Below are 25,536 nucleotides of genomic sequence, written 5' to 3'. Positions count from 1 at the left end.
CAGGACGATACCGGTGGCGTCCCCGGTGGCCGGCGGCCCGGGCAAAGCCGCGGACAACTCCGCATTAGTGTGGCCGCCATGGCTGGATGGACCGCAGCAGACCTGCCGTCGTTCGCCGGGCGCACGGTCATTGTCACCGGGGCCAACAGCGGGCTGGGTGAGGTGACCGCACGCGAATTGGCTCGGGTCGGGGCCCGGGTGATCCTCGCGGTCCGCGACACCGAGAAGGGCAAGGCGGCGGCCGAGCGCATGACCGGCCCCGAAACCGGTCAGGTCGAAGTGCGTCATCTCGACCTGCAGGACCTGTCGTCGGTGCGGCGCTTCGCCGACGAGGTGCACACTGTCGACATCCTGGTCAACAACGCCGGGATCATGGCCACCGACTACACGCTGAGCGCCGACGGCTTTGAGAGCCACATCGCCACCAACCATCTCGGTCATTTCGCGTTGACGAACCTGCTGCTGCCCAAGCTCGCCGATCGGGTGGTGACCGTGTCCTCGCTGCTGCACACGATCGGCTACCTCAGCATCAAAGACCTGAACTGGCAGTCCCGCCGGTATTCGAGGTGGCTGGCTTATGGCCAGTCCAAGCTCGCCAACCTGCTGTTCACCAGCGAGCTGCAGCGGCGGCTATCCAGCGTCGGCTCCGCGCTGCGCGCCCTGGCCGCCCACCCCGGCTGGTCGCACACCAACCTGCAAGGCCGCTCCGGCCACAGAGTCAGCGACGCGGTGGTATTGGCCGTCGACCGTGTCGTATCCACCGATGCCGACTTCGGTGCGCGTCAAACGTTGTACGCGGTGTCGCAGGACTTGCCGGGTGACACGTTCGTCGGACCGCGGTTCGGTCTCTACGGCCGCACCCAGCCGACCTGGCGCAGCTGGCCGGCCAAGCGTGCAACCACCGCCGCCGCGCTCTGGGAACTGTCCGAACAGCTCACGGGTATCAAATTCCCGCTTTGAATCCCCTAGAGAATCAACAGCATTCGCGAGTTGCCCAGGATGTTCGGCTTGACATAGCTCAGGTCCAAGAACTCGGCCACACCCAGGTCATACGAGCGGCACATCTCCTCGTACACCTCGGCGGTCACCGGCGTGCCCTCGATCTCGGTGAAGCCGTGGCGACTGAAAAACTCGGTTTCGAACGTCAATACGAACAGCCGTTGCAGTTGCAGCTCACGCGCCACCTCGATAAGACGATCCACGATCGCGTGGCCGACACCGCGACCGGTCATATCGGGACGCACCGCAACGGTGCGTATTTCGCCGAGGTCCGACCACAAAACGTGCAGTGCGCCGCAGCCCACCACCTCCCCGTCGTGTTCGGCCACCCAGAATTCCTGGACTGCCTCATACAACGTCACCAGGTTCTTTTCCAACAAGATCTTCCCGGCGTAGGTGTCGACAAGTCGTTTGATCGCCGGGACATCCGAGGTTCGCGCGCGCCGGACCACTGGCCGGGTGCCCGCTGAACTTCCCGCTGGGTCCACGCGTGCACAGTATCGGGATTCGGGACGTGCCAACTGGGCACCCGTTATTCTGAGGCGGTGTCGGGACAGCCTCAAACCGGTCCCACGGTGGGGCGCGTCCGCGTCACCAATGTCGCCAACATGCTGACCGGTTTACGGCTGGCGCTGGTCCCGATTTTCGTGCTCGCGCTATTCGCCGGTGATGGCCATGACACCACCAGCCGCATCGCGGCTTTCGTGATCTTCGCTGTGGCCGTCGTCACCGACCGCTTTGACGGGGCGCTGGCCCGCACCTACGGCATGGTGACCGAGTTGGGCACGTTGGCGGACCCGATTGCGGACAAGGCGCTCATCGGGGCGGCGCTGATCGGGCTGTCGATGCTTGGTGACCTGCCGTGGTGGGTGACCGTGCTGATCCTCGTTCGTGAGATCGCGGTGACGGCACTACGCTTCGCGGTGCTGCGCCGTGGCGTCATTCCGGCCAGCTGGGGCGGCAAATTGAAGACGCTCGTCCAAGCGGTGGCGATCGGCCTGTTTGTCCTTCCGCTTTCGGGATCCTGGCTCATGGTGGCCACGGCGGTGATGACCGCGGCCCTGGTGCTGACGGTTGTCACCGGGGTCGACTACGTCGCATCCGCGGCCTGGGAAGTTCGCTCCACGACCCGCTGACCGGGAACCACGCCGCGGCGGGCGGCGTTGACGTTAATGACCGCTGCGAAACACCGACGACCCGGACAAAGGAGAGCGCGATGGCGTCATTGTTACGGGAGGTCATCGGCGACGTGCTGCGCCGGGCGCGGACTTCGCAAGGACGTACGCTGCGTGACGTATCCGATTCTGCGCGGGTCAGCCTGGGATATCTCTCCGAGGTCGAGCGTGGCCGCAAGGAGCCGTCCAGTGAGCTGCTGAGCGCGATTTGTGACGCGTTGGAGGTTCCGCTGTCGGAGGTGCTCATCGACGCCGGTGAGCGGATCGCAGCCTACGAACGCGCGGCCCTCCCCACGACGGCCAGCGCGGCCAACATCGATGAGAGCACCAAGGTGGTCATCCCGCCGGTGTCGTTGGCGGTGGCCTGAGCCGCGTTGCCCACCGTATCCGGCGGGTGGGCAGCATGGGTGCCAGGATCGACGCTGAACCGATAAATTGAGCACCAGGCGGGCGTGGCAGTCCACCAGCACATCTCGATACGAAGGCGGAGCTCACTCATGGCCAATCCGTTCGTCAAGGCGTGGAAGTACCTGATGGCGCTGTTCAACGCGAAAATCGACGAGCACGCCGACCCCAAGGTGCAGATTCAGCAGGCCATCGAGGAAGCCCAGCGCCAACACCAGGCGCTGACGCAGCAGGCGGCGCAAGTGATCGGCAATCAGCGCCAACTCGAGATGAGGCTGAACCGCCAGCTCGCCGATGTGGAAAAGCTTCAGGTCAACGTTCGGCAGGCGCTGACCCTGGCCGACCAGGCCACCGCCGCAGGAGACACCGCCAAGGCCACCGAGTACAACAATGCCGCCGAAGCCTTTGCCGCCCAACTGGTTACGGCCGAGCAGAGCGTCGAAGACCTCAAGGCGTTGCACGACCAAGCCTTGCAGGCCGCTGCCCAGGCCAAAAAAGCCGTCGAACAGAACGCGATGGTGCTACAGCAGAAGATCGCTGAGCGCACCAAACTGCTCAGCCAGCTCGAGCAAGCCAAGATGCAAGAACAGGTGAGTGCGTCGCTGCGGTCGATGAGCGAGCTAGCCGCGCCCGGCAACACGCCGAGCCTCGACGAGGTGCGCGACAAGATCGAACGCCGCTACGCCAACGCCATCGGCGCGACCGAGTTGGCGCAGAGCACCGTTGCCGGCCGCATGCTGGAGGTCGAACAGGCCAGCGTGCAGATGGCAGGCCATCAACGCCTCGAGCAGATCAGGGCGTCGATGCGCGGTGAGGCGTTGCCGGCAGGGGGAACCTCCGGAGCGACCGGCACACCCGCCACTCCCGCGACAACTTCAGAGCCAACCCCAGAAAAGCCCATCGGCCAGAAGTAAACGGGAGAGTCGCAAATGGCGGTGAAGTCGAGCCAGCAGGCGATGGGCGGCGGAGGGTGGCGCACGTTGTGGCAGCGTGGTCTCGACACCGCCAACGAGCTTTCCGACTTACTCGCACACAAGATCAGCGCGGTGACCGATCCGCGCGCCCGGCTGCTGCGGCGACGCCGCCGGGCATTGCGATGGGCTGTGATTTTCGGTGTGGCGTCAGCGTTTTGGGCAACCGTGACGGTATTGCTCGCGGCTTGGGGATGGTTCGTGGCGTTGCTGGTGGTCACCGGATCTGTCGCGGCGGGCTCGGCCATTCCGGCGACGCTGTTGTTGATGCGCTACCGATGGCTGCGCTCGTTGCCGCTGCCGACGCAGCGACCCGCCAGCGTGCGCCGGCTGCCGCCGCCCGGCTCTGCGGCGCGGCGGCGATGCATGCGCTGGGCGCATCCGAGCGTGGATTCTTCTCTTTGCTGAGCGTCATGGAGCGGGGCAACATCTTGCCCCCCGACGAAATTCGGGACCTGACCGATGCGGCGAACCAGACCTCCGCTGCCATGGCGGCCACCGCGGCACAAGTGGTGTCAATGGAGCGAACCGCCAACTTGAGTCCGCAATCGCGGTCTCACCTGGCCCCCACGATCAATGCGTTGACCGCACAGTTGAGCGCCGGTGTGCGTCAGTACAACGAAATGGTAACTGCCGCAGCACAATTGGTGTCATCAGCGAACGGGAACGGCAGCCCAGCAGCTACCCCGGCGGCATTGCAGCAACGCTACCGCGACGAACTGGCCGACGCGACCGACCGCCTGATCGGCTGGGCGCGGGCGTTCGACGAACTGGGCGGCTTGCCGCGGGTCTAGGGGATTTCGGCGACGGCCTTAGAACGACGGTCGCAGCGACGGGAACACGGCGGCGGCCAGCGCACGCACCGTGGCCTTGAGCATGTCGTAGAAGTCGAAGTAGTCGCGCCACAAGGTGATTCGGCCATTGTGGACCTCGAAGACGCCACAGACCCAGAACTGCAGCCGCAACGGGCCCACGATCAGCGCATCGGTGCGTTCGGTGAGCACCGCGGCACCGTCGGCGGCGATGCGGTGGATCTTGACCTCGAACTTGACACGGCCCTGCATCCGGCGGAACAGACTTATCGTCCGTCCGCGGCCGTAGATGGTGGGCAACCCGACGTTCTGGTAGACCACCTCGTCGGCTAATGCGGCGTCCGCGGCTTCGAAGTCCTCGTCCTGCAGCGCGTAGAGGAACTGCTCGACGGTCCGGGTGTTGTCAACAGTGGTCGGCTCGGTCATGGTTGTCAGCCTAAAGACGGCGGCTGTGAGAGCAATGATCAGAACCTGTGGATGAGCCTCGGCGAGGCGGCGTGATTGGGCGCACCTTCCCGAGGATGATCTGAAGTCCATTTGTCTGATCAAGGACCGGCGTTGACGCGCTGGTTCGGGAAGGTACGACCCATGCTCAATGTAGTCCCTGAGGCCGGCGATCGTGATGGTTCGGCTGCGCCTGTCGTGTTGGCGGGCCCGGTGTCGTCGGTGATCGATGAGATCGTGCGCGAGGGTGCGCAGCAGATGCTGGCCGCGGCGTTGCGGGCCGAGGTGGCCGCCTATTGTGCCCAGTTCGCCGATGAGCGCGACGAGAACGGGCATCGGCTGGTGGTGCGCAACGGCTATCACGAGCCGCGTGAGGTGACCACCGCCGCGGGTGCGATCGAGGTGCACGCGCCGCGGGTCAACGATAAGCGGGTTGACCCGGAAACCGGTGAGCGGGTGCGGTTTTCCTCGGCGATCCTGCCGCCGTGGGCGCGCAAGACCCCGCAGGTGGAGCAGGTGCTGCCGCTGCTGTACCTGCATGGGCTCTCGTCGCAGGACTTCGGGCCGGCGCTGGGCCAGTTTCTGGGCTCGACCAAGGGCCTGTCGGCGGCCACGATCACCAAGCTGACCCAGACCTGGCAAGCCGAGCAGAAGGCGTTTTCGGCCCGCGACCTCTCGGGTGTGGACTATGTGTACGTGTGGGCCGACGGCATCCACGTCAACGTGCGCCTGGAGGAGACCAAGCTGTGCCTGCTGGTGCTGATCGGGGTGCGCGCGGATGGCCGCAAAGAGCTGATCGCCCTCGATGACGGCTACCGCGAGGCCACCGAGTCGTGGGCGGATCTGTTGCGTGACTGCAAGCGGCGCGGCATGCGCGCGCCGGTACTGGCCATCGGGGATGGCGCACTGGGGTTCTGGGGCGCGCTGCGCGAGGTGTTCCCGGAGACCAAGGAACAGCGCTGCTGGTTTCATAAGATTGCGAATGTTCTTGCCGCACTGCCGAAATCCGCGCACCCCGGCGCGAAGAAGGCGCTCGCAGAGATCTGGAACGCCGAGGACAAACGCCACGCGCTGAACGCGGTCAAGGCATTCGAGGCGGCCTACGGCGCCAAGTATCCCAAGGCGGTCGCCAAAATCACCGACGACCTCGACCAGCTGCTGGCCTTCTACGACTTCCCCGCCGAGCATTGGGTGCACCTGAGAACGACAAATCCCATCGAATCCACCTTCTCAACGGTGCGTAATCGAAGCAAGATCACCAAGGGTCCGGGCTCACGCGCGGCGGGAATCGCCGTGGCCTACAAGCTAATCGAGGCCGCCCAGTCACGCTGGCGCGCGGTGAACGCACCCCACCTGGTCGCCCTCGTCCGGGCCGGCGCCAAGTTCGAGAACGGCAAACTCCTCGAACGCACCGACGAACCGGCCACCGAGGAAGCCCGGAAGGAGGCCGCCTGAAATTCTCCATCCACAGATATTGACAATTGCTCGGCTGTGACAAGGTAGGGGTGATGCGAGTCGCGGTGGTCGCCGGGCCGGATCCCGGGCACTCGTTTCCCGCTATCGCGCTGTGCCAGCGCTTTCTGGCCGCAGGTGACCAGCCGATTTTGCTCACCGGCACCGAATGGCTCGACGTCGCCCGCGCCGCCGGCATCGAGGCCGCCGAGCTGGACGGACTGGAGCCCACCGCGGCTGATGACGACCGCGACGCCGGGGCCAAGATTCACCACCGGGCGGCGCGGATGGCTGTGCTCAATCTTCCCCGTTTACGGGCGCTGGCAGTCGATCTGGTGGTATCCGACGTCATCACCGCCTGCGGTGGCATGGCCGCGGAACTGCTCGCCATTCCGTGGATCGAACTCAGCCCACATCCGCTGTATCTGCCGTCGAAAGGGCTGCCGCCGGTGGGTAGCGGGCTGGCGGCGGGCACCGGCATCCGCGGTCGCCTGCGAGACGCGGTACTGCGCTCGCTGACGGCGCGATCGCTGCGTGCGGGGACGCGCCAGCGCGCGGCGGCCCGGGTCGGCATTGGCCTGCCGCCCGCGACCCGGGGCCGTCGCGGCGGCTGATCGCCACCCTGCCCGCTCTGGAGGTACCCCGCCCGGACTGGCCGGCCGAGGCCGTCGTGGTGGGTCCGCTGCACTTCGAGCCGACCAACCACGTGCTGGCGATCCCGCCCGGTTCTGGACCGGTTGTGGTGGTAGCACCGTCGACGGCGTTGACCGGTGCGCGGGGGATGGCACAGGTCGCCTTGGACTGCCTGGTTCCCGGCAGGGGGTTGCCGGCGGGTGCGCGGGTCGTGGTGTCGCGGCTCAACGGTCCCGATCTGACGGTCCCGCCGTGGGCCGTGGTCGGCCTGGGACGCCAGGACGAACTGCTCGCGCAGGCCGATGTGGTGGTGTGCGGCGGGGGTCACGGGATGGTGGCCAAGGCGCTGCTGGCCGGTGTGCCGCTGGTGGTGGTGCCCGGCGGCGGGGACCAGTGGGAAATGGCGAATCGTGTTGTACGCCAAGGCAGTGGGCTCCTGGTTCGGCCGTTGAGCGCCGACGGGCTGGTCGCTGCGGTCGGTGAGGTGCTGTCGTCACCGCGTTACCGGGAAGCCGCTCGGCAGGCGGCGGCCAGCGTCGCCGAGGTGGCCGATCCGGTCGAGGTGTGTCACCGCGCGCTTGCTGGGTAGGTTCGCGGGTATGCGGTTGACGGAGTTCCACGAGCTGGTCACCCTGCGCTTCGGCGCGGCCTACGGCGCCTCGGTGCTGGTCGACCACGTGCTGACCGGTCTGGATGGGCGCACCGCGGCCCAGGCGATCGAGGACGGCGTGGATCCGCGCGACGTATGGCGGGCGCTGTGCATCGACTTCGACGTCCCGCGCGAGCAGTGGTGAGGCCCCCGGCGAGCAGATGCAAACCCCTCTAGTGTCCCGCGCCAGAAATTCGTTTCATTAGTCGTTGGATGGACTGGAGGATCTGTTCGGCGGTCTTGGTCCACACGAATGGTTTGGGGTTGTCGTTCCAGGCGGCGACCCAGGCACGGATGTCTTTTTCGAGTGCTTGGACGCTGCGGTGGTCGCCGCGTTCAAGGAGTTGGCGGGTCAGCTCGGCGAACCAGCGCTCAACTTGGTTGATCCAGCTGGAATAGGTTGGGGTGTAGTGCATGTGGAAGCGAGGGTGGCGCTCGAGCCAGCTTTGCACGGTGGGCGCTTTGTGAGTGCCGTAGTTGTCGCAGACCAGGTGGACGTCGAGGTGGTCGGGGACCTGGGCGTCGATCCTGGCCAGGAACTTGCGGAACTCGATGGCGCGGTGGCGCCGGTGCAGCGCGGTGATCACGGTGCCGTCGGCGATGTCGAAGGCGGCGAACAGGCTGGTGGTGCCCGAGCGCACGTAGTCGTGGGTGCGTTTCTCGGGCATGCCGGGCATCATCGGGAACGCCGGCTGGCTGCGCGCCAGCGCCTGGACCTGGCTCTTTTCGTCCACGCACAGCACCACCGCGGCCTCGGGCGGGTCAAGATAGAGCCCGACGATGTCATAGACCTTCTCCACAAACAGCGGATCATTGGACAGTTTGAAGTGCTCGGCCCGATGTGGTTGCAGCTCAAATGCTTTCCAGATCCGCCCGATCGTGGACTTCGACAGCCCGCAGCGTTGGGCCATCGAGGCCCGCGACCAGTGCGTGGCGTTGGCCGGAGTGGACTCCAAGGTGGCCACCACCACGTTCTCGACCTGCTCGGCGCTCACCGACGCCGGCCGGCCCGGCCGGGGGTCATCGACCAGCCCGTCTAGCCGTGCCTCGACGAACCGGCTCCGCCACTTGCCCACGGTCGGCTGCGATACCCGCTCGCGCGCCGCGACCTGCTTGTTGGTCAAGCCCTCGGCGCAACCGAGCACGATCCGTGACCGCAACGCCAGCGCCTGGGCGGATTTGCGCCGCCGCGCCCACCGGGTCAGCGTCTCGTGTTCTTCATCGGTCAACACCAATTCCGCTTTCGGTCGCCCCTGTGATGCCACATGCGAATCATCCCACGCACCAATGCGTTTCGCCGTGGAACACCGCCGATCCGCACCGATTACATTTATGTAACGAATTTCTGGCGCGAGACACTAGCGGGGTTTTGGGGTGTTTTCGCCGTCTGTTCCCGCGATCTCGGCGCGCCTACTTGCTGTCGAACACACGTTCGCTACTGTGGTGGGGGTTCGGAGACACCGACTTGTCGGTGGGCTGTCCTAGCGTCACGGCCAACTGACCAATACCGGTCAACCGAACACCGACTACAGGAGAGGCATCATCATGACGCAAGCCCCGGACCGGGAGAAGGCTCTCGAGCTGGCAGTGGCCCAGATCGAGAAGAGTTACGGCAAAGGTTCGGTGATGCGCCTCGGCGACGAGTCGCGTCAGCCGATCTCGGTCATTCCGACCGGATCCATCGCATTGGACGTTGCGTTGGGCATCGGTGGTCTGCCGCGTGGCCGGATCGTGGAGATTTATGGCCCGGAGTCCTCGGGTAAGACCACCGTCGCATTGCACGCGGTGGCTAACGCCCAAGCTGCAGGGGGCATCGCGGCGTTCATCGACGCCGAGCATGCGCTGGATCCGGAGTACGCCAAAAAGCTCGGGGTCGACACCGATTCGCTGCTGGTCAGTCAGCCCGACACCGGTGAGCAGGCACTAGAGATCGCCGACATGCTGATCCGCTCCGGCGCGCTGGACATTCTGGTCATCGACTCGGTGGCCGCGCTGGTGCCGCGTGCGGAGATCGAAGGCGAGATGGGCGACAGCCATGTCGGCCTGCAAGCCCGCCTGATGAGCCAGGCAATGCGGAAAATGGCTGGCGCACTGAACAACTCGGGCACCACCGCCATCTTCATCAACCAGCTGCGGGAGAAGGTCGGGGTGATGTTCGGCTGCATGAATTACAGCACCCGGGTGACGCTTGCCGACGGCACCACCGAAAAGATCGGCAAGATTGTCAACAACAAGATGGACGTCGAAGTACTGTCCTACGACCCCGACACAGACCGGATAGTGCCCCGCAAGGTGGTGAACCGGTTCAACAACGGACCAGCCGAACAGTTCCTGCAGTTCACTGTCGAAAAGTCCGGTGGCAACGGCAAATCGCAGTTCGCAGCGACCCCCAACCACCTCATCCGCACGCCGGGCGGCTGGACTGAAGCTGGTGACCTCAACACCGGAGACCGAGTACTGGCGGCCGAACCACACCTGCTCAGCGACCAGCAGTTCCAGGTGGTACTTGGTTCGCTGATGGGTGACGGCAATCTGTCGCCTAATCGGCGTGATCGCAATGGTGTTCGGTTCCGGCTGGGACACGGCGCCAAGCAGGTTGAGTATCTGCGGTGGAAGACCGCGTTAATGGGGAACATCCGGCATGTGGTACGGGAAAACGACAAGGGTGCGAGCTTTGTCGACTTCACTCCACTGGCCGAACTCGCCGAGTTGCAACGCGCAGTGTACTTAGGAGACGGCAAGAAATTCTTCTCTGAAGAGTATCTCAAGGCGCTGACGCCGCTGGCCCTGGCCATCTGGTACATGGATGACGGTTCATTCACCCTGCGATCGAAGGGATTACAGGAACGTACCGCTGGCGGCAGCGGGCGCATCGAAATATGCGTTGAGGCCATGTCTGAAGGCACCCGTGTGCGGTTGCGTGACTACCTACGCGACAGTTACGGACTGGATGTTCGTTTGCGCTCAGCCGACTCGGCCGGTAAGGCGGTGCTGGTGTTCTCCACGGCTGCGACGGCGAAGTTCCAAGAGATGGTAGCTCCCTACATGGCGCCTTCCATGGAGTACAAGCTGTTGCCACGGTTCCGCGGTCAGAGTCAGGTGACGCCGCAATTTGCCGAACCTACACAGCGGCTGGTGCCAGCCCGTGTTCTCGATGTGCATGTCAAACCGCACACTCGATCGATGAATCGCTTCGATATCGAGGTGGAGGGCAATCATAACTATTTCGTCGACGGGGTGATGGTACATAACTCGCCCGAAACGACAACGGGTGGAAAGGCTTTGAAGTTCTACGCCTCAGTTCGGCTGGACGTCAGGCGAATTGAGACGCTCAAGGATGGCACTGACGCAGTGGGTAACCGCACCCGGATCAAGGTTGTCAAGAACAAGTGCGCACCCCCCTTCCGTCAAGCCGAGCTGGACATCCTGTACGGCAAGGGCATCAGCCGGGAAGGCTCGCTTATCGACATGGGGGTGGACCAGGGTTTAATCCGCAAGTCTGGTGCCTGGTTCACCTACGAGGGCGAGCAGCTCGGGCAGGGTAAAGAGAACGCCCGCAACTTCCTGCTGCAGAACACCGAAGTGGCCAACGAGATCGAGAAAAAGATCAAGGAAAAGCTCGGCATTGGCGCGGTGGTGACCGATGACGACGTCTTGCCCGCCCCCGTCGACTTCTGACGGGGCGCTGGCCCGCGAGGAGCAGGCGCGGGCGTTGTGCCTGCGCCTGCTCACCGCGCGGTCCCGCACCCGCGCTGAGCTCGAAGGACAGCTGGCCAAACGGGGATACCCGGCCGATGTCAGCGACCGGGTCCTGGACCGCCTGGCCGCTGTCGGCCTGGTCGACGATGTCGGTTTTGCCCAACAATGGGTAGATTCCCGGCGGGCGAATGCAGGAAAAGGCAAGCGCGCGTTGGCCGCTGAACTGCACCGCAAGGGCGTCGGCAACGACGTGATCACCGCGGTGCTGGGCGGCCTTGACGCCGGTGTGGAACGCGACCGGGCCGAGCAGCTAGTGCGGGCCAGGCTGCGGCGCGAGACCCTGGCCGACGACGATGTGCGGGTCGGCCGCCGGTTGGTGGCCATGCTGGTGCGCCGGGGGTACGACCAGACCCTGGCCTACGACGTGGTCAGCACCGAACTGGCCGCCGAACGGGAGCGCCGCCGGGTGTAGGCGTGGCCGCCCGTTGAGCGGCCGTACCATGGCGACGTGGGTTCCATGACAGCACCAGCGGTGGCGGCGGCGTCGCCGACACGCACCTACGAGGTGCGCACCTACGGCTGTCAGATGAACGTGCACGATTCCGAGCGGTTGGCGGGATTGCTGGAAGAGGCCGGCTACCGGCGCGCCCCCGAAGGCGCCGACGCCGACGTGGTGGTGTTCAACACGTGCGCCGTCCGGGAAAACGCCGACAACAAGCTCTACGGCAACTTGAGCCACTTGGCCCCGCGCAAGCGGCATAACCCGGACATGCAGATCGCGGTCGGCGGTTGCCTTGCGCAGAAGGACCGAGACACGGTGCTGCGCAAGGCGCCGTGGGTCGATGTCGTCTTCGGCACCCACAACATCGGGTCACTGCCCGCACTGCTGGAGCGAGCCCGCCACAACAAGGTTGCCCAAGTTGAAATCGCCGAGGCGCTGCAGGTGTTCCCGTCAACATTGCCGGCAGCCCGCGAATCTGCTTACGCCGCTTGGGTTTCCATTTCCGTCGGCTGCAACAACAGCTGCACCTTCTGTATCGTGCCGTCGCTGCGGGGAAAGGAGGTCGACCGCAGTCCGGCCGACATCCTCGCCGAAGTGCAGTCGTTGGTGGACGCGGGCGTGCTGGAGGTCACGCTGCTGGGCCAGAACGTCAATGCCTACGGCGTCTCGTTCGCCGATCCACGGTTGCCCCGCAACCGTGGCGCCTTCGCCGAGCTGCTGCGGGCGTGTGGGCGCATAGAGGGGCTAGAACGGGTCCGGTTCACCTCACCGCATCCGGCGGAGTTCACCGACGACGTCATCGAGGCGATGGCGGAAACCCCCAACGTTTGCCCGGCCCTGCACATGCCGCTGCAGTCGGGTTCCGACCGGATTTTGCGTGCGATGCGGCGGTCCTACCGGGTCGAGCGCTACCTGGGCATTATCGATCGGGTGCGCGCGGCGATACCGCACGCCGCCATCACCACCGACGTGATCGTCGGCTTTCCCGGTGAAACCGAGGAGGACTTCACCGCCACGCTCGAGCTGATGCGACGGGTTCGGTTCGCGGGTGCGTTCACCTTCCAGTATTCCAAGCGCCCCGGCACACCGGCCGCGGACCTCGACGGGCAGGTGCCCAAAGATATTGTGCAAGAACGCTATCAACGGCTAGTTGCCCTACAGGAGCAGATCGCGCTGGAGGAAAACCGCGCCCAGATCGGCAACACCGTCGAACTGCTCGTCGCCACTGGTGAAGGCCGCAAAGACAGCCGAACCGCGCGCATGAGCGGGCGGGCACGTGACGGTCGGCTCGTCCACTTCACACCCGGCGAGCAGCAGATACGGCCTGGTGACATCGTCACCACCGTGGTCACCGGTGCCGCGCCGCATCACCTGATCGCGGACACCGGCATTCTTTCGCACCGCCGCACCCGCGCCGGCGATGTGCAGGAGCAGCGGCCGCGCGCGGTGGGCCTCGGCATGCCCAGAATTGGGTGCCGATGAACGAGTTCGACGCGTTCAAAGCGGACCTGGAGGACGCCGAGCGTCGCATAGCGCGTGAAATCGACCCTGGCGCAAGAGGTTTCGTTGTCGCCATCCTGGTGTTCGTGCTGCTGGGCTCGTTTATCCTGCCGCACACCGGCGATGTCCGGGGCTGGGATGTGCTGTTCGCCAGCCACGGAGCCGCCGCCGCCGCCTTGGCGCTGCCGTCGCGGGTGTTCGGCTGGCTGGCGCTGGTGTTCGGCGTCGGCTTTTCGATGCTGGCGTTGATGACCCGGCGCTGGGCGTTGGCCTGGGTGGCGCTGGCCGGCTCGGCGCTAGCCAGTGCCGTTGGGCTGCTTGCGGTCTGGTCGCGGCAGACGGTGGCTGAAGGTCATCCCGGCCCGGGTGTGGGTCTCGTTATTTCGTGGATCACCGTGATCCTGCTGACGTTTCACTGGGCCCGGGTGGTGTGGTCGCGCACCATTGTGCAGCTTGCCGCCGAGGAACAACGCCGCCGCGCTGCCGCGGGCCAGCAATCCAAAACGCTGCTGGAAAGCCTCGACAACCCGGACGAAGACAAACCGCCGGGTCCCGGCCGGCGGCCCTAGGGTTTGCGGGTCAGCGCGTCGGCGGCGGCCTCGGCCCACTCGCGCCACTGCTTGGCGTTGGCCTTGGCCTCGTCGGCTTCTTGGCTACGGCCGGCGGCCTGCGCCTTTTCGGCTTGGCGTTCGAATTGCTCGGCGCGGGCGCGGAACTGCTCGGCCCGGGCCTGCGCCTGCGGGTCGGACCAAGTCGGCTCAGTCGCGTCGCGCACCCGCTTTTCCACCGCTCGCAGCCGTCGTTCCAGCTCGGCGGAACGCTCCCGTGGCACCTTGCCGATCTTGTCCCACCGCTCGGCGATCGACCGCAGCGCCGCTCTGGCGGCGTCGTGGTTGCTGGTGTCCAGCTTCTCGGCCTCGGCGAGCAGCGCCTCTTTGGCGGCGGCGTTGGCGCGCAACTCGGCATCGCGCTCGGCGGTCGCGGCGTTACGCGCCTGAAAGAACTTGTCCTGGGCGGCTTTGAAGCGCCGCCACAACGCGTCGTCGACCTCGCGGGCGGCCCGCCCGGCCGCCTTCCATTCGCCCAGCAATTTGCGGAACTCCGCGCTGGTGGTGCTCCAGTCCGTCGATTCGGCGAGTTCTTCGGCGCGCTGACACAGCCGCTCCTTGGTGTCGCGGGCCCCGGAGCGTTCCCGGTCCAACTCGGCGAAATGCGATCCCCGCCGGCGGTTGAACATTTCGCGGGCCGCAGCATACCGCTTCCAAAGCGCATCGTCGGTTTTGCGGTCCACCCCGGTGATCGTCTTCCACTCCTCGAGGATGGCGCGCAGCCGGTCGCCGGCGGCCTTCCACTGCGTCGAATTGGCGGCCAGCTCTTCGGCCTCGGCGGCCAGCGCCTCCTTGCGCGCGGTCTGCGCCGCGCGATGTTCTTCGCGGCGGGCACGGTCGGCGGCGGCGATGGACTCGGCATGTTCGCGGATCGCGGTCAACCGGGCGGCCAGCGCGTCGACGTCGCCGAGCACGTTCGCCGTTGGCAACGACTCGGCCAGCGCCGACGCGGTGGCTTTGATCTTGCGGGCATCGCCGGTGCCGGATGCGAGCCGCTCCTCCAGCAACGCGACTTCAGTGCTCAGATCGTCAAACCGCCGGCCGAAATGCGCGAACGCAGCTTCGGAGTCGCCGGCTTGCCATGAGCCGATCACCCGCTCGCCGCTCGCCGTGATCAACCACACCGTGCCGTCGTCGTCGACACGGCCGAACCGGTGGGGGTCGCTGACCGGGGTCGCCGCGACGGGGTGCAGGGACGGCCGTGATGTCGGTCGGGGCCCGGGACGTGGCCCGGGGCGGGGTGCCGGACGGGGCGAATCGTTGCTGCGAGGTTCTTCAGCCGTCATACGCTGCCGTCACCACCCTTCGCGCGGTTGCGTCCGCGCACCTGCCGCGCACCGCGGCGCCATCAGCTGCAAGTCAGAAGCAGTGCTCCTGACCGGTTCCAACTGTATTCAAGCAGCTTGGCGGGCAACATGCGGGCACGTTTGCTTTTGCTCGTTGTCGTCAAACCGGCGGGCCGCGGTGGTATGCAAGCGTTACAGATCGGGCACGACCCAGCCGTGGGGCGCGCGTCTTCGGGGCGATGCGACCCTGCGCGAGCACAATGGGGGCTTCGTGGAACGGTCGCTGAATAGCAGGCAGGTAACGGCTTGCGGGCCGGCCAGCCGGTTAGGGGGTCACCCATCGCGAAGGTGGATATCGCCGCGCTGCTTGCCCTGATCGCCGCGTTGATATCCGGAGCGGGGGATGTGATCCGCCAGCGGTCTGCGCAGGAGATCACCGACGAGCCTGTGGGGCACCTGCAGCTGTTCCGCATGTCGCTACGCGACACCCGCTGGTGGCTGGGCGGTGTGGCCGCGGTTGCCAGTTTCGGTTTGCAAGCCGTGGCATTGGCGCTGGGGTCGGTGGTGTTGGTGCAGGCGCTGCAGGTGACGGCGTTGCTGTTCGCGTTGCCGATCAATGCCAGGCTCACCCGGCATCCGGTGAGCCGTTGGGAGTGGGTGTGGGCGGTGCTGGTGGCGGCGGCGGTTGCGGTGTTCATCGTCGTAGGTGATCCGAGCGCTGGCGTCCAGCGCGGGTCGGCCGCGGCGTGGACGGTGGTTGCCGCGGTGATGGGACCGGCGTTGGTGTTGTGTGTCCTGGGGGCGCGGATCTGCCCGGGGCCGGCGGCCGCCGTGCTGCTGGCGGTGGTGTCGGCGTCGGCGTGGGCGCTGTTCGCGGTGCTGACAAAGGGGATTGTCGCGGTGCTTGGGCAGGGGCTGGGACCGGTGCTGCACGCGCCGGAGCTGTATGCCTGGCTAGTGGCCGGGCTGGTCGGAACGGTTTTTCAGCAGTCGTCGTTTCGGGCCAGCGCGCTGACCGCCTCGTTACCGACCATGACGGTGGCCGAGCCGGTGGTCGCATCGGTGCTCGGGGTGGTCGTGCTCGGTGAAACCTTGCAAACCCCGGGTGCCGAGATTCTCGTGCTGATCGCGACGGTGGTCGTCGTGGTCGTGGCGACCGTAGCCCTGGCGCGCGGCGAGGCCGCCACCATGGCCGCCGGCGCCGAACGGCGACAGGATGTCGGGCTAGGCGACGCAGTCTCGCGCCGGGTGCTTCCCCTGGTTGGCCAGGTTGGCGGGCGCAATAGAGTGTTTCTCGGCCCGTCGGGGAACAGCGGGTGAACGGTAAGTGTGCGTAACGGCTTGCGGGCCGGACGTCGGCGAGGAGATCAGCCCATGTCGAATACCGATGTTGCGACGCTGTTCGCCTTGTGCGCTGCGCTGGCAGCCGCGATCGGGAGTGTGATCCGTCAGCGGTCCGCGCAGCTGGTCACCGACAAGCCCGTCGGCCACTTGGCGCTGTTTGGCATGCTGTTGCGCGACGTCCGGTGGTGGCTGGGCGGAATGGGGGATATTGCCAGTTACTGTCTGATTGCCGCAGCGCTCGACCACGGCTCGGTCATGTTGGTCACCGCGCTGCAGGTCACGGTCATACTCTTCGCCCTGCCGATTTATGCGCGGGTGACCGGTCATCGGATAACAGGGCGCGAGTGGATGTGGGCGATACTGCTGGCCGCGGCGCTGGCGGTGGTCGTGACCGTCGGGGATCCGACAGCCGGTGAGTCGCGCGGCTCGCTGGAAGCCTGGATCGTCGTGGCATTGGTGATGGGTCCGGCGTTGGGGCTATGTGTTTTGGGCGCCCAGATCTGGTCGGATCGGCCGGCTGCTGCGGTGCTGCTGGCGGTGGTGTCGGGCTCGTCGTTGGCGCTGTTCGCGGTGCTGACCAAGGGCATTGTCGACGTGCTTGAACACGGTGCCGGCCACTTGGTGCAGACGCCGGAGCTGTATGCATGGGTGCTCGCCGCGGTGGTCGCGATGGTCTTTCAGCAGTCCGCGTTCCGCGCCGGCGCCCTGACCGCCTCGCTGCCCACCATCACCGTGGCAAAGCCGGTGGTGGCCACCGTGCTCGGGGTCACCGTGCTCGGCGAGAGTTTGCGTGCCGACGGCGCCGAGTGGCTTGTGCTCGTCGTCGCCGCCGTGGTGGTGATGGTCGCAACGGTGGCCCTGGCTCGCGGTGAGGCCGCAACCATGGCCGCTGGCGCGGGGCGTGACGCGAGGGCCCGCGACCTACCGACCGCCGCGTCGCAACACCTGAGCGGCTAACGGTTCCCGGCGCGCCGCGCCTTGTTGCCCAGGGTCGCAGCAGGTTCGTGCAACAGTTGATATGCGCCGGCGCACGTCGGCGGGGAGGTCAGGCATGCCGAGGACGGACATCGCGGCACTGCTGGCGTTAAGTGCTGCGCTGTTCATCGCGGTCGGCAACGTGATCCACCAGCGCGCCGCGCGGCAGGTCACGGACAAGCCGGTCGGCCATGTCGGGTTGTTCGCCAGGCTGCTGCTATACCCCCGGTGGTGGCTGGGAAGTCTGGCGGGTGCCGTCGGCTTCGGGCTGCAGGCCGCGGCGCTGGGCTTGGGATCGGTGCTGTTGGTGCAGGCGTTGCTGGTGACGGCGCTGCTGTTCGCGTTGCCGATCAATGCTCGCGTGACCCGTCGCCGGATGACCAGGCGGGAATGGACGTGGGCGGCCTTGCTGGCCGTTGCGGTTGCAATCGTGGTGACCGTCGGCCACCCGTCGGCCGGTCACGCGCGCGCCTCGATCACCACTTGGGCCGTCGCGATCGTGTTGATCGGGCCGGCGCTGGTGTCCTGCCTGGTGGCGGCCCGCAAGTGTTCCGGCCCCGCGGTTGCGGTGCTGCTGGCGATCGCGTCGGCGTTGTCGTGGGCGCTCTTCGCGGTCTTGACCAAGGGCGTCATCGGTGTGCTCGGTGCCGGTGTGGGGACGCTGCTGCGGACCCCGGAGCTGTATGGCTGGCTGCTGGCCGCGTTGGGGGCGACGGTGTGGCAGCAGTCGTCGTTTCGCGCCGGCGCGCTGACCGCGTCGCTGCCGACGCTGACGGTGTGCCAGCCACTGCTGGGTTCGCTGCTGGGAATCGCCATGCTGGGTGAAGTGCTGCGGCCGGGCCAGGCCGGGTGGTCGACGCTGGCGATCGCGGTGGTCGTGATGATTGCGGCGACGGTGGCCTTGGCCCGCGACGAGGCCGCCACACTCGCCGTCGACCGCGGCGGCGCCGCCGCCACCCGCCAACCCGTGATGTCGCCGAAACGTTAGTTTTGGTGGCGTGCTGGGCGCCATTGCGATTATCCCGTCCGCACCGCTGCTGGTCCCGCAGCTCGCCGGAACCGCTGCCGCTGAGGTGGCCGACCTTCGCGAGGCGGTGATCACCGCTGCTGCTTCGCTGCCGGCGCACTGGATCGCCGTCGGCTCAGGGCGTTCGGATGGCGTGGTCGGACCCGAGAGCGCGGGCACCTTCGCCGGTTTCGGGGTCGAGCTGCCGGTGCGGCTCTCGCCGCATGCCCCCGTCGGCCCGGCGCACTGCCGCTGTGTGCCCTGATCACCGCGTGGGCACGTGAGCAGGCCCAGCCGCACGCCCGGGCGGAAGTCCGCGTCTACGCCGACGACCACCACGTCGACGCCGCAATGGCCCGGGGCCGACGCCTGCGCACCGAGATCGACCAGCTGGTCGAACCGACGGGAGTGCTGATCGTCGCTGACGGCGCGAACACCTTGACCCCGGCGGCCCCGGGCGGCTACCACCCGGGCGACGTCGACGTGCAACTCGCCCTCGACGACGCGCTGGCCTGCGGCGACACGGCTGCGCTGACCCGGCTGCCGGCCCAGGTGGTCGGGCGGGTGCCGTTTCAGGTGTTGGCCGGACTGGCCGAGCCGGCGCCGCGATCGGCCAAGGAGCTCTACCGCGGAGCGCCCTACGGCGTGGGCTACTTCGCCGGCGTCTGGCAGCCGTGACCAGGCCGCTGGCGATTGTCGGCCCCACCGGCACCGGCAAGTCGCAGCTGGCGCTCGACGTCGCCGAGCGGCTGGGTGGGGAGATCGTCAACGCCGACGCCATGCAGCTCTACCGCGGCATGGACATCGGCACCGCCAAACTGCCGGTCGCCGAGCGTCGCGGCATCCCCCATCATCAACTCGACGTCCTCGACGTCACCGAAACCGCCTCCGTCGCCCGCTACCAGCAGGGTGCTGCGGCCGACATCGAGGCGATCATGGCCCGGGCAGCGGTGCCGATCGTGGTAGGCGGGTCGATGCTCTACGTGCAGTCCCTGCTCGACGACTGGTCGTTTCCGGCGACTGATGCGGCCGTGCGGGCCAAGTGGGAGCAGCGGCTCGCCGACGTCGGGGCCGCTGGGCTGCATGCCGAGCTCGCCAGCCGCGACCCGGCCGCCGCCGCGGCGATCCTGCCCAGCGATGGCCGCCGCATCGTGCGGGCCCTGGAGGTCCTCGAAGTCACCGGGCGGCCGTTTGCCGCCTCGGCACCGCCGATCGGTCGGGCACGCTGGGACACCGTCATCGTCGGATTGGATTGCGACACTTCAGTTCTCGACGAGCGACTGGCCCGACGCACCGACACCATGTTCGAGTGTGGCCTGGTCGGCGAAGTGGTCGGCTTGCTCAAGCGGGGCCTGCGCAACGGCGTCACCGCGTCCCGGGCGCTGGGCTATGCCCAAGTGATCGCAGCGCTGGATGCCGGTGGAACGCCGGAGTTGCTCGACGACGCGCGCCGGCAGACCTACCTCGGCACTCGCCGCTACGTGCGGCGGCAGCGGTCCTGGTTTCGCCGCGACCACCGTATCCACTGGATCGACGCCGCCGCGCCCGACCGCGCCGCCACCGTCTCCGCGGTGCTGGCCGCCTGGCGGCACGTATCCTGAGCAGGTGATCCGCGCCGGCGACGATTCTGTCGGCGCAGCCGGGATCGAGGGGTGGCGCACATGATCTTCGCCAAAGGCCACGGCACCCAGAACGACTTCGTGCTGCTGCCCGACCTGGAGGCGAGGCTGGCCCTGACGGCGCAGGCGGTGGCCGCACTCTGCGACCGCCGTCGCGGCCTTGGCGCCGACGGGGTTTTGCGGATCACCACCGCCGCCGCCGCGCAGGCTGCCGGTGTGCTCGACCGCCTGCCCGACGGCGTCGACGCCGGCGACTGGTACATGGACTACCGCAACGCCGACGGCTCGATCGCCCAGATGTGCGGCAACGGTGCGCGGGTGTTCGCGCACTACCTGCGGGTCAGCGGGCTCGAGCGGCGCGACGAATTCGTGGTGGGATCGCTGGCCGGGGCTCGCCCGGTCACGGTGCACGACGTCAGCCAGGGCCACGCCGACGTCACCGTCGACATGGGCAAGGCCAACCGGCTCGGCGTGGGGGAGACCGTGGTCGGCGGCAGGCGGTTCAGCGGCCTGGCGATCGATGTGGGCAACCCGCATCTGGCGTGCCTGGATCCGCAACTTACGGCTGAAACGTTGGCCGCCTTGGATATTGGAGCACCGGTGACCTTCGACCGGGCGCAGTTCCCGGACGGGGTCAACATCGAGATCCTCACCGCCCCGCACGGCGGCGCGGTGTGGATGCGGGTACACGAACGCGGGGTCGGTGAAACCCGCTCGTGCGGCACCGGAACCGTGGCCGCCGCGGTCGCGGCGTTGGCGCATAGCGGCGCCACCACCGGCACACTGGCGGTACGGGTGCCCGGGGGTGAGGTCAGCGTCACCCTCACCGAAGCCACCAGCTATTTGCGCGGGCCGTCGGTGCTGGTCGCCGCCGGGCAGCTGAACGAGGAATGGTGGCGACGCCAACAGCGTTGATTCGGATGCACACCGCCGGTTCGGCGTGCACCATCGGTAATTGCCTATGACATATCCGGAATCCCCCGATCAGGTCTTGCCTGAGCCCAGCGCGGGCGAGTTGGCCCTCGACGACCGCTCGGCGCTGCGCCGGGTCGCCGGGCTGTCGACCGAACTCGCCGACATCTCCGAGGTCGAGTACCGCCAGCTGCGGCTCGAGCGCGTTGTGCTGGTGGGCGTGTGGACCGAGGGCAGCGCCGCCGACGCCGAGGCCAGCCTGGCCGAATTGGCCGCACTGGCCGAAACCGCCGGCTCCCTGGTGCTCGAAGGGCTTATCCAGCGACGCAGCAAGCCTGACCCGTCGACCTACATCGGCTCGGGGAAGGCCCAGGAGCTGCGCGAGGTGGTGCTGGCCACCGGCGCCGACACCGTGATCTGCGACGGCGAGCTGTCGCCGGCGCAGCTCACCGCGCTGGAGAAGGCGGTCAAGGTCAAAGTCATCGACCGCACCGCGCTGATCCTCGATATCTTCGCCCAGCACGCCACCAGCCGGGAAGGCAAGGCGCAAGTGTCGCTGGCACAAATGGAATACATGCTGCCGCGGCTGCGCGGCTGGGGTGAGTCGATGTCGCGGCAGGCCGGTGGCCGCGCCGGCGGCAGCACCGGCGGCGTGGGCCTGCGTGGTCCCGGTGAGACCAAGATCGAGACCGACCGGCGCCGCATCCGCGAGCGGATGGCCAGGTTGCGCCGCGACATCAAGGGCATGAAACGGGTCCGCGACACCCAGCGGCGCCGCCGGCTGGCCAGCGACGTGCCCTCGATCGCGATCGTCGGCTACACCAACGCCGGCAAGTCGAGCCTGCTTAACGCCCTCACCGGCGCGGGAGTGCTGGTGGAGGACGCGCTGTTTGCCACGCTGGAACCCACCACCCGGCGTGGGCAGTTCGACGATGGGCGGTCCTTCGTGATCAGCGACACCGTCGGTTTCGTGCGCCACCTGCCCACGCAGCTCGTCGAGGCGTTTCGGTCCACACTGGAGGAAGTCGTCGACGCCGACCTGCTGGTGCATGTCGTCGACGGCTCCGACGTCAACCCGCTCGCGCAGATCAGCGCGGTGCGCCACGTGCTCTGCGAGGTGATCGCCGACCACCACGGCGATCCGGCACCGGAGCTGCTGGTGGTGAACAAGGTCGACGCCGCCGGCGATCTCGCGTTGGCCAAGTTGCGCCGCGCGCTGCCGGGGGCGGTGTTCGTCTCGACCCGCACAGGGGAGGGCATCGACATCTTGCGCAAGCGCATGGCCGAGCTGACTGAGCTGTCTAAGCCCACTGACACCGCCGTCGACGTGGTGATCCCCTACCACTGCGGCGACCTGGTGTCGCGAGTGCACACCGACGGCCGTGTGCAGGAAGCCGAACACCATGCGCATGGCACCCGGATCAAGGCGCGGGTTCCGGTCGCGCTGGCCGCCAGTCTGCGCGAGTTCGCGGCGGCGGGGAGTCAGGCAACAACCTCGTAGACGCAGTCGGCCGGCACGGCCAGCAGACGCCCCGCCAGGTCGGCCTTCAGCTCGTCCAAGCGGGTCTCCTCGGCGACGTCGCGGTCGGGTTTGCCTGCCAGGTCGATGAATTCCTCGGTGACGAAGCCGTCCCGCAGCAGCAGGGTCGCAGACCGGTCACCAAGGTGAACCGCGAACACGAAGCTCTGCCGCAGCCGGCCACACTCGGGTCGGGTCAAGTCGAGGTCGACCGTGTACCGCCCGTCGGTGACCGCTCTGGTGACCAATTCGAACCCGTCGCGCGCACCGGGCCCCTGGAACGCGGTGCGAACCACGACGCAGCGCCGCTGCGGCGGTTCGGTCGGTGACAACAGGTCGAAGGCGTACTGCATGACTTTGAAAGCGTTCGCGACGCCGGCAGGTGAATACGGGCGGCGTAGCGCAGCATGTCGGCGAAGGTGAACTCGAGAACCTGCCTGCGCTCTTGCACCCGGAGCTTTTCCGCCATGGGCCGAGGGTAAGCGCTACCGCCAGTCCGCCCAACCATCCGGTTGGTATATGTTGGGCGGCAAAGCCGCGTCCGCCGGAGGTCGTCATGGATAGTGCTGTCAAATACGAGCGCACCCTGTTCGAACCCGAACACGAACTGTTCCGGGAGTCTTACCGGGCTTTCCTGGATCGCCACGTCGCCCCCTACCACGACGATTGGGAAAAGGCGAAGATCGTCGACCGCGGCGTGTGGCTGGAGGCCGGCAAGCAGGGCTTTCTGGGCATGGCGGTGCCCGAGGAGTACGGCGGTGGGGGTAACCCCGACTTCCGCTACAACACGATCATCACCGAAGAGACCACCAAGGGACGCTACAGCGGAATCGGGTTCGGGCTGCACAACGACGTCGTCGCGCCCTACCTACTGCGGTTGGCCACCGACGAGCAGAAGCAGCGCTGGTTGCCGAAATTCTGCACCGGCGAACTGATCACAGCGATCGCGATGACCGAACCCGGCACAGGTAGCGACCTGCAAGGCATCAAGACCCGCGCCGTCAAGCAGGGCGACCACTATGTGCTCAACGGCGCAAAGACGTTCATCACCAACGGGATCAACTCCGATTTGGTGATCGTGGTGGCCCAGACCGATCCCGACAAAGGCGCGCACGGCTTTTCGCTGCTCGTCGTGGAACGCGGCATGGAGGGGTTCGAACGCGGCCGTCATCTGGACAAGATCGGCTTGGATGCACAGGACACCGCCGAACTGTCTTTCACCGACGTCAAGGTCCCGGTGGAGAACTTGCTCGGCGAGGAGGGCAAAGGGTTCATCTACCTCATGCAGAACCTGCCCCAGGAGCGGATCTCAATCGCCGTCATGGCCGCCGCCGCAATGGAAACAGTGCTTGAGCAGACACTGCAATACACGAAGGAGCGCAAGGCTTTTGGCAGGCCGATCGGCAGCTTCCAAAACAGCCGGTTCCTGCTCGCGGAGTTGGCGACCGAGGCCACCGTGGTCCGGATGGTGGTCGACGAGTTCATCCGCCTGCATCTTGACGGCAAGCTCAGCGCCGAGCAGGCTGCGATGGCCAAGTGGTATGCGACCGAGAAACAGGTGCACCTGGTCGACCGGTGTCTGCAGCTGCACGGCGGGTACGGCTACATGCGCGAATATCCGATCGCCCGAGCGTATCTGGACGCCCGGGTGCAGACGATCTACGGCGGCACCACCGAGATCATGAAGGAGATCATCGGCCGCAGCCTTGGTGTCTAGGCACGGCGCGTCAGCGCGGATTGCGCGTGTCGTGAGCCTGATGAGCTTGACGCAGCAGCTTGATCAGGTCGTCTTCCTGGCTGATATGGGCTTTGTATTTGCTTGGTAGCGCGCATAGTTGGCGTTCCTCGTCAAGTAGCTGGGCGAAGATCTTTTCCCGTTCGGCCGGATCCGTTTCGTAACGCTGGTCGAGGTATTCGCTCGCGTGGCGGCGGACGCGTGCTACGGCGTTTTGGGCCCGTCCTCGCATCGACAGCGACGACACCACCGTTGTGAGGAGCAGGATGATGCTGATCACAGCCAACGACGCGGTGGTGTTCACTTGGGCCACAGGAACCGGCTTGCCGCCATTGATGAACGGAATGTTGTTCTCCCGCAACGCTTGCAGCGTCAGTTTGACGCCGATGAACGCAAGTATCAGGGCCAATCCGTAGGACAGGTAGACCAGGCGGTAGAGCAGCCCGTCGATCAGGAAATACAGCTGGCGCAGGCCCAGCAGCGAAAGAGAGGTGGCGGCGAATATCAGGTGAACGTTTCGGGAAAGGCCGAACAGCGCTGGCACTGAGTCGAATGCGAACAGCAGGTCGGTGCCGCCAAGGGCCGTCATCACCAGCAGCATCGGCGTCATCACCCGTCTGCCGTTCTCGACGATGAACAAGCGGTCGCCGTCGTAGTTGTGCGAGGTGCGCAAGAACCGCTTGGCGATGCGAATGACCAGCGTATCTGCGGCGCGGCGCTCGGCTGCCTCGGGTTTGGCAAGGACCACCGCCGTCACCAGCAAAACCACTGCGAAGAAGTAAAACGCCCAGTCGAAAATCCTGACAAACGCCGCACCGAGAAGGATGAATCCGGTGCGCGTGATTAGCGCGAAAACAATGCCGAACAACAACGCTTTCTGCTGAGCGGTCCGAGGCACCACGAAGCTAGCCATGATGACCAGAAAAACGAACAAATTATCAACCGATAACGCCTCGTTGCTGAGATAGCATGCGAAAAACTCAATGCCCATCGTGGCGCCGCCAACCATTACCACCACGCCGCCGAACACAATCGCCGCGCCGATATAGGCGGCCGACCAGATAGCGGCATCGCGCACAGTCGGCACGTGTGACCTGCGGACGTGGAAAAGGTAGTCGAATAACGCCAAAGCGACGACGACTGCGATGGTCAGGCCCCAGACCAATGCGGAAACGCCCATGTGGTGCCTATTCCTCCCGGCATGTGTCGCACGGTCTTCGGCCTCGGATCGGGACGTCCCCGGGACGTGGCGAACCCAGCCTTGCGGAGTGAAGCCCCAATCCCGGACGGT

At 66.5% G+C, this 25,536-nt stretch carries 23 protein-coding genes and 3 pseudogenes; 20 read left to right on the top strand and 6 right to left on the bottom strand.

All coding sequences use genetic code 11. The annotated features are described in order from the left end of the window. Nucleotides 1–78 precede the first annotated feature (78 nt). Nucleotides 79–960, top strand: a complete 882-nt coding sequence (locus MYXE_RS15240) for an oxidoreductase (RefSeq protein WP_003919356.1) — start codon at nt 79–81, stop codon at nt 958–960. 5 nt (nt 961–965) lie between these two features. Here the strand turns inward: MYXE_RS15240 and MYXE_RS15235 are convergent, their stop codons facing one another. Next, nucleotides 966–1,487: an amino-acid N-acetyltransferase gene (locus MYXE_RS15235; RefSeq protein WP_039889532.1), complete on the bottom strand. Its 522-nt coding sequence runs from the start codon at nt 1,485–1,487 to the stop codon at nt 966–968. Between the two features lie 57 nt (nt 1,488–1,544). Here MYXE_RS15235 and pgsA point away from each other — a divergent pair, with 57 nt between their 5' ends. The 4 genes and pseudogenes from pgsA (at nt 1,545) to pspM (ending at nt 4,344) form a co-directional block, all read left to right on the top strand. Continuing rightward, the gene (gene pgsA / locus MYXE_RS15230) at nt 1,545–2,135 is read left to right on the top strand and encodes a CDP-diacylglycerol--glycerol-3-phosphate 3-phosphatidyltransferase (RefSeq protein ID WP_193364237.1); all 591 of its coding nucleotides are present in this window, start codon (nt 1,545–1,547) and stop codon (nt 2,133–2,135) included. An 80-nt stretch (nt 2,136–2,215) separates the two neighbouring features. Beyond that, nucleotides 2,216–2,542, top strand: coding sequence for a transcriptional regulator ClgR (clgR, locus tag MYXE_RS15225; RefSeq protein WP_003919353.1), 327 nt, complete (start codon nt 2,216–2,218; stop codon nt 2,540–2,542). A gap of 129 nt (nt 2,543–2,671) precedes the next feature. Further along, entirely contained in the window at nt 2,672–3,493 is an 822-nt protein-coding gene (pspA, locus tag MYXE_RS15220) for a phage shock protein PspA (RefSeq protein WP_003919352.1), read from the top strand. 15 nt (nt 3,494–3,508) lie between these two features. Further along, nucleotides 3,509–4,344 (top strand): annotated as a pseudogene (gene pspM / locus MYXE_RS15215) (phage shock envelope stress response protein PspM). Between the two features lie 18 nt (nt 4,345–4,362). Here the strand turns inward: pspM and MYXE_RS15210 are convergent. Beyond that, nucleotides 4,363–4,788, bottom strand: a complete 426-nt coding sequence (locus tag MYXE_RS15210; protein WP_003919350.1) for a limonene-1,2-epoxide hydrolase family protein — start codon at nt 4,786–4,788, stop codon at nt 4,363–4,365. Nucleotides 4,789–4,950: 162 nt separating this feature from the next. Between MYXE_RS15210 and MYXE_RS15205 the strand changes: the two genes are divergently transcribed. The 3 genes and pseudogenes from MYXE_RS15205 to MYXE_RS15195 all read left to right on the top strand — a co-directional run bounded on the left by MYXE_RS15205 (nt 4,951) and on the right by MYXE_RS15195 (nt 7,685). Next, a complete protein-coding gene (locus tag MYXE_RS15205) occupies nt 4,951–6,261 on the top strand; it encodes an IS256 family transposase (RefSeq protein ID WP_232061621.1) in 1,311 nt (436 codons plus the stop codon). Between the two features lie 53 nt (nt 6,262–6,314). Next, nucleotides 6,315–7,480 (top strand): annotated as a pseudogene (locus MYXE_RS15200) (glycosyltransferase). Between the two features lie 10 nt (nt 7,481–7,490). Further along, nucleotides 7,491–7,685, top strand: coding sequence for a DUF3046 domain-containing protein (locus MYXE_RS15195; protein WP_003919348.1), 195 nt, complete (start codon nt 7,491–7,493; stop codon nt 7,683–7,685). A gap of 28 nt (nt 7,686–7,713) precedes the next feature. On the opposite strand, the gene MYXE_RS15190 is transcribed toward MYXE_RS15195, so the two are convergent. Next, on the bottom strand, nt 7,714–8,805 hold the full coding sequence (locus tag MYXE_RS15190) for an IS630 family transposase (RefSeq protein WP_085193132.1): 1,092 nt from the start codon (nt 8,803–8,805) through the stop codon (nt 7,714–7,716). 280 nt (nt 8,806–9,085) lie between these two features. Here MYXE_RS15190 and recA point away from each other — a divergent pair, with 280 nt between their 5' ends. Genes recA through MYXE_RS15170 form a run of 4 tightly spaced genes read left to right on the top strand, consistent with a single transcriptional unit; the run spans nt 9,086 to nt 13,810 of the window. Then, nucleotides 9,086–11,218, top strand: coding sequence for an intein-containing recombinase RecA (gene recA, locus MYXE_RS15185; protein WP_085193740.1), 2,133 nt, complete (start codon nt 9,086–9,088; stop codon nt 11,216–11,218). Continuing rightward, nucleotides 11,184–11,711 (top strand): recombination regulator RecX, encoded by a 528-nt coding sequence (recX, locus tag MYXE_RS15180; RefSeq protein ID WP_003919346.1) that lies wholly within the window; start codon nt 11,184–11,186, stop codon nt 11,709–11,711. The genes recA and recX overlap by 35 nt, the downstream gene beginning before the upstream one ends. 45 nt (nt 11,712–11,756) lie before the next feature. Further along, entirely contained in the window at nt 11,757–13,223 is a 1,467-nt protein-coding gene (miaB, locus tag MYXE_RS15175; RefSeq protein WP_085193742.1) for a tRNA (N6-isopentenyl adenosine(37)-C2)-methylthiotransferase MiaB, read from the top strand. Next, nucleotides 13,220–13,810 carry an Rv2732c family membrane protein gene (locus MYXE_RS15170; protein ID WP_003919344.1) on the top strand — a complete coding sequence of 197 codons (591 nt, stop codon included), beginning with the start codon at nt 13,220–13,222 and terminating at the stop codon, nt 13,808–13,810. Before miaB ends, MYXE_RS15170 begins: the two co-directional genes overlap by 4 nt. On the opposite strand, the gene MYXE_RS15165 is transcribed toward MYXE_RS15170, so the two are convergent. Further along, nucleotides 13,807–15,135 carry a DUF349 domain-containing protein gene (locus MYXE_RS15165; protein ID WP_085193744.1) on the bottom strand — a complete coding sequence of 443 codons (1,329 nt, stop codon included), beginning with the start codon at nt 15,133–15,135 and terminating at the stop codon, nt 13,807–13,809. The two genes, MYXE_RS15170 and MYXE_RS15165, sit on opposite strands and share 4 nt — an antisense overlap. Nucleotides 15,136–15,474: 339 nt before the next feature. Here MYXE_RS15165 and MYXE_RS15160 point away from each other — a divergent pair, with 339 nt between their 5' ends. From MYXE_RS15160 to hflX, 7 genes and pseudogenes are all read left to right on the top strand, one after another. Then, nucleotides 15,475–16,455 (top strand): DMT family transporter, encoded by a 981-nt coding sequence (locus MYXE_RS15160; protein WP_169714181.1) that lies wholly within the window; start codon nt 15,475–15,477, stop codon nt 16,453–16,455. Nucleotides 16,456–16,509: 54 nt separating this feature from the next. After that, entirely contained in the window at nt 16,510–17,436 is a 927-nt protein-coding gene (locus MYXE_RS15155) for a DMT family transporter (RefSeq protein WP_003919341.1), read from the top strand. A gap of 94 nt (nt 17,437–17,530) precedes the next feature. Beyond that, on the top strand, nt 17,531–18,442 hold the full coding sequence (locus MYXE_RS15150; RefSeq protein ID WP_003919340.1) for a DMT family transporter: 912 nt from the start codon (nt 17,531–17,533) through the stop codon (nt 18,440–18,442). 10 nt (nt 18,443–18,452) lie between these two features. Next, a pseudogene (locus MYXE_RS15145) lies at nt 18,453–19,138 on the top strand (class III extradiol ring-cleavage dioxygenase family protein). Beyond that, the gene (gene miaA, locus MYXE_RS15140; protein WP_085193748.1) at nt 19,126–20,061 is read left to right on the top strand and encodes a tRNA (adenosine(37)-N6)-dimethylallyltransferase MiaA; all 936 of its coding nucleotides are present in this window, start codon (nt 19,126–19,128) and stop codon (nt 20,059–20,061) included. Before MYXE_RS15145 ends, miaA begins: the two are co-directional and overlap by 13 nt. A 60-nt stretch (nt 20,062–20,121) precedes the next feature. Beyond that, nucleotides 20,122–20,994 (top strand): diaminopimelate epimerase, encoded by an 873-nt coding sequence (dapF, locus tag MYXE_RS15135; protein ID WP_085193750.1) that lies wholly within the window; start codon nt 20,122–20,124, stop codon nt 20,992–20,994. A gap of 46 nt (nt 20,995–21,040) precedes the next feature. Further along, nucleotides 21,041–22,492, top strand: coding sequence for a GTPase HflX (gene hflX / locus MYXE_RS15130; protein WP_085193752.1), 1,452 nt, complete (start codon nt 21,041–21,043; stop codon nt 22,490–22,492). Here hflX and MYXE_RS15125 read toward each other — a convergent pair. Then, on the bottom strand, nt 22,474–22,863 hold the full coding sequence (locus MYXE_RS15125; RefSeq protein WP_332102145.1) for a hypothetical protein: 390 nt from the start codon (nt 22,861–22,863) through the stop codon (nt 22,474–22,476). The two genes, hflX and MYXE_RS15125, sit on opposite strands and share 19 nt — an antisense overlap. Before the next feature lie 203 nt (nt 22,864–23,066). Here MYXE_RS15125 and MYXE_RS15120 point away from each other — a divergent pair, with 203 nt between their 5' ends. After that, nucleotides 23,067–24,227 carry an acyl-CoA dehydrogenase family protein gene (locus tag MYXE_RS15120; protein WP_003919334.1) on the top strand — a complete coding sequence of 387 codons (1,161 nt, stop codon included), beginning with the start codon at nt 23,067–23,069 and terminating at the stop codon, nt 24,225–24,227. Nucleotides 24,228–24,237: 10 nt separating this feature from the next. Here MYXE_RS15120 and MYXE_RS15115 read toward each other — a convergent pair whose 3' ends face one another. Next, on the bottom strand, nt 24,238–25,425 hold the full coding sequence (locus MYXE_RS15115) for a TerC/Alx family metal homeostasis membrane protein (RefSeq protein WP_085193755.1): 1,188 nt from the start codon (nt 25,423–25,425) through the stop codon (nt 24,238–24,240). Nucleotides 25,426–25,536 lie beyond the last annotated feature (111 nt).

The organism is Mycobacterium xenopi (genome assembly GCF_009936235.1).
GTDB lineage: Bacteria > Actinomycetota > Actinomycetes > Mycobacteriales > Mycobacteriaceae > Mycobacterium > Mycobacterium xenopi.
Note: the sequence above shows the minus strand (reverse complement) of the source record. Positions and strands in the feature narration are given on the sequence as shown.